The organism is Agriterribacter sp., from assembly GCF_035444585.1.
Classification (GTDB): Bacteria; Bacteroidota; Bacteroidia; order Chitinophagales; family Chitinophagaceae; genus Agriterribacter.
Genome location: NZ_DAOMOZ010000320.1, coordinates 351 through 3,717, shown reverse-complemented (window position 1 = coordinate 3,717; position 3,367 = coordinate 351). Strand labels below are relative to the sequence as shown.

Here is a 3,367-nt window from a genome sequence, read left to right as displayed (position 1 = left end):
GCTCACTACCAATCTCTTTACCGGCGAATACCATACGGCGTTCAAAGGCAGGGGAATGCTGTTCAAGGAAGTAAGAGAGTACAGTGCCGGCGATGATGTGCGTTTTATTGACTGGAATGTATCTGCGCGTATGGGCGCTCCTTTCAGTAAGCTGTTTGAAGAAGAAAGAGAGCTTACCATGATGCTGCTGGTGGACATCAGCGCCAGCTCGTTGTTTGGAACGGTGCAGCAACGAAAAAAAGACCTGATCACAGAAGTGTGTGCCGTACTGGCTTTTTCTGCCGTAACGAACAATGATAAAGTAGGAGTTATTTTTTTCAGCGACAAAATTGAATTTTATATTCCTCCTAAAAAGGGGAAAGAGCATGTTCTCTATATCGTTCGCGAGCTGATAACCGTGCAGCCTAAAAGCAGGGGCACCAATCTTAATGAAGCGGTACGTTTTTTTAACAATGCGGTCAAGCAAAAAAGCATTGCTTTTATCCTGAGCGATTTCATGGTTGAGCAGTATGATGATCCTTTACGGATTGCCGGCAACCGGCATGATGTAATTGGCATTAAAGTATACGATAAAATGGATATGGACCTTCCCGAAATTGGTATGACTCAGGTAAGGGATGCGGAAACGGGCCGGACACAATGGATTGACACCAACGACAAAATGGTACAGTATAATTATCACGAACAGTTTGTACTGAATGAGGAAGCCTGCCGCCTTTCTTTTCTAAAATCGGGCGCCGACCTGCTTTACCTGCGCACCGATGAGGATTACGTAAAAGTATTGCAAAGATTTTTTTTAAAGCGAAAGAGATCGGCAAAGTAAAATGCCGGCGGCAACCTGCAATGAAAGAAAGCATATACATAGGAGGGCATGATCTGGAGCGGCAGGACAATGCTGGTTTGGGATGGAATTACGGCAGCAAACGGTTTTGTCCCACATTCATCCGGTGCCTGGCCGTGTTTTTCCAAAAAAGCTTTTTTTCACTGTTTGCCTTACCGGTGACTTTCTTTTTTTTTACCGGTCCCGTTCTTGCCCAAACTTCCGTAAAAGCTGCTTTAAACCGCGATCACGTACTGATAGGCGAGCCTGTTGAACTGAAAGTAGAAGTAAGAACAACTGCCAACCGCCCGCTAACCCAATGGGTTAACCTGCCCGACAGCTTTGATCATCTTGAAATAATAGGCCGGTCGCCTTTGGACTCTGTTGCTGAAGTATCTTTTACAACTTATCGCCAGACTATTACCGTTACCGGTTTTGACCCGGGCATATGGATGATCCCCGCTTTGGAGGTTAGGCTCAATAAAGAAATAGTGTATACCGATTCGCTGGCGCTGACCATTGTTCCCGTACAGTTAAAAGACAGCACCTATCACGATATAAGGGAGATCATTGATGTGCCCGATGCAGGAACGCCGTGGTGGTACTGGGTTGCGGGAATATTATCATTGGCAGCGCTGGGCATTTTGGTATGGCTATGGTTAAAATCAGGAAAGGATAAGCCAGTAGCTGCCGGTGCACATGCCAGCGCACGCTCCCCGCTGGAAGAAGCACTAAGCAATCTGCGTGCGCTGGAGTTGGGACCGTTGGTAAATAATGAGGAATGGAAAAAGTATTACAGCGAATTAACAGGCATATTTAAAATATATATAGAAAGAAAGTTCAGCAGCCCGGCTTTGCAAAAAACAACAGATGAACTGCTGTTGATGCTCAACAGTATGCTGGACAGGCAAATGATAAGTGAAACCGCCGAAGCGTTGCGGATATCCGATGCCGTTAAATTTGCCAGGTACCAGCCGGGGAAAGACACAGCATTTGCATCGCTGCATACTATTGAAAAAGCGATAAGGGCGCTGGATCATTTAAAGCAATAAAAGTGCTCAGAGATTATTTTGAACATATCGAATTCGCATATCCGGAGGTATTATTCCTGCTGCTGGTTATTCCGGTATTGGCGGGATGGTACATCAGTAATGCCGGCAGGCTGCGCGGTAACATGATGGTTTCTTCGCTTAAAAGCTTCCGCAATACACATTCCCTCAAAAGCAGGATCAGGTATATTCCTTTTGCATTGCGGATGCTGGCACTTACCTGTATTATTTTAGCGCTGGCCAGGCCGCAAACCCATAACGATGAAAAAAATGTGGAAGGCGAAGGAATAGATATTGTATTGTGCCTGGATGTGAGCGGTAGCATGCTGGCCCAGGATTTTCATCCCAACCGGCTGGAAGCAGCCAAAAAAGTAGCCGGAGATTTTGTGCGCAACCGGCCGGCAGACAGGATAGGGTTGGTGGTATTTGCAGGGGAGAGCTTTACGCAATGCCCGGTTACGGGTGATCACGCCGTATTGGAATCGCAGATATACCAGGTAGATGGAGGATTTTTAGTGGATGGAACAGCAATAGGCTCAGGGTTAGCCACGAGTGTTGACCGCTTACGCAGCAGTGAAGCCAAAAGCAAAGTGGTAATATTGCTTACCGACGGTGAAAACAACGGAGGGTTAATTGATCCTAAAACGGCCAAAGAAATTGCGAGATCGCTGAACATAAAAGTATATACCATTGGTATGGGTTCAGATGGGTATGCCAGCACCCCGGTGCAGGGCCCGGGCGGCCAGATCATTATGCAGCAGGAAAAAGTGAATATTGATGAACCCCTGCTAAAGGAAATAGCTGCGGAAACAGGAGGGCAATATTTTCGTGCCAAAGCCAACCACGGGCTCGAAGCGATCTACCGGGAAATAGATCAGCTTGAAAAAACAAAGATCAATATCACTACAACCAGGTTGTATACGGAGCGCTTTCATCCGCTGGCATTAATGGCCATCGGGTTTGTTTTTGCAGAATTATTGCTCCGGCTAACGGTGTTCAGGCAGTTTCCGTAGCGTTTCATCTTTTACCTGCCATCCATTGCTCCACATCCTGCTTATGTGGATACCATAGCCGGGGCGGTCATTGTTTTCTTGTTTCAGGTGACAGGGTGACACGGGGACGGAACTGAGATGGTCGCTCTGGTCTCACAGGATCCACAAAAATAATGAGGTTTATTTCTTATTTCTGTGCTGCAATCGTGCATGCGTCATTCGTTCGCGCAAGCCGCCTTCTTTACGCATCCACCCACATGCGTTACCTCCCTTACATCCACCAGGTGCGCGGCTTCTGCCAGCTTTATCAGGTAAATGCACACTGTTAGCGGGGCTATTATAGAAGTGCTGTCACTGCAAAGCGCATCCTCCACTACCTGCTCCCAACAGTGCAGCCAGTTGCCGAGCGACCGGTAGCTGAAAAACTGTTGAAATGCCCGGTAGGGATCACTATATTCTTTTTCAGACAGGCAGCGCGGAAATTCCTTCCACACATCGGCGCTAAC

Annotated in this window: 3 protein-coding genes and 1 pseudogene; 3 read left to right on the top strand and 1 reads right to left on the bottom strand. The window is 47.2% G+C overall.

Features of this window, described 5'->3' with window-relative positions:
• The 3 genes from PLH26_RS20870 to PLH26_RS20860 form a co-directional block, all read left to right on the top strand.
• The coding region (locus PLH26_RS20870; protein WP_324587953.1) for a DUF58 domain-containing protein at window positions 1-823 on the top strand (823 nt) is incomplete at its 5' end.
• Between the two features lie 20 nt (window positions 824-843).
• Entirely contained in the window at window positions 844-1,872 is a 1,029-nt protein-coding gene (locus tag PLH26_RS20865; RefSeq protein WP_324587952.1) for a hypothetical protein, read from the top strand.
• A gap of 2 nt (window positions 1,873-1,874) precedes the next feature.
• Window positions 1,875-2,882, top strand: a complete 1,008-nt coding sequence (locus tag PLH26_RS20860; protein WP_324587951.1) for a vWA domain-containing protein — start codon at window positions 1,875-1,877, stop codon at window positions 2,880-2,882.
• Between the two features lie 194 nt (window positions 2,883-3,076).
• On the opposite strand, the pseudogene PLH26_RS20855 reads toward PLH26_RS20860, so the two are convergent.
• Window positions 3,077-3,367 (bottom strand): annotated as a pseudogene (locus PLH26_RS20855) (hypothetical protein); the annotation flags it as partial.